General features: G+C 78.4%; 1 protein-coding gene. It reads left to right on the forward strand.

Annotated features, from left to right (window positions below; translation table 11 throughout):
- Positions 1 to 76: 76 nt before the first annotated feature.
- On the forward strand, positions 77 to 656 hold a 580-nt coding region (locus tag KUM32_RS41515; protein ID WP_217146806.1), incomplete at its 3' end, for an AraC family ligand binding domain-containing protein.

The following is a 656-nucleotide window of genomic DNA, read 5'->3' on the forward strand; positions in this document are numbered from 1 at the left end:
CAGGTCCACGGGTGGGGTGGCGGGCGGCGGGAACCGGGCGCGGTACTGGCGGGACGCGACGCGGCCGGTGGAGGCCATGCACGCGCACTTCCACGACCACGTGTACGCGCCGCACAGCCACGACACGTACTCCTTCGGCATCACCGACGAGGGCGCCCAGCGCTTCCGCTGTCGGGGCGCGGACCACACCAGTGCCGCCGGGATGGTGATGGCGTTCAACCCCGACGAGGTGCACGACGGGCGCGCGGCCGTCGAGTTGGGCTACCACTACCGCATCGTGCACCTCGGCCCCTCGGTGGTCGGCGGCGTCCTCGCCGACGCCGCCGACACCACCGGCGGCCGGTCGCCCGCCATGCCGCTGTTCGCCCACCCCGTGCTGACCGACCCGGGGCTGGCCCGCGCCCTGACCAGGCTGCACGTCGCCCTGCTGGGCCCGGCCGACGCGCTGGCCCGGGACGAGACGCTGACCTCGGCCGTCCTCGCGATGGCCGGGCGAGGGGCGACCCGCGCGCCGCGCGTGCGCACCCTCGCGGGCGGCGGGCAGCGCCGGGCCGCCCGCCGGGCCCGCGCCGCGCTGGACGAGGCGCCGCTCGCCCCCGTGTCGGCGCAGCGGCTGGCCACGGCGGCCGGGTGCAGCCGGTTCGCCCTCTACCGGG

This window comes from Streptomyces sp. AC627_RSS907 (assembly GCF_019049165.1).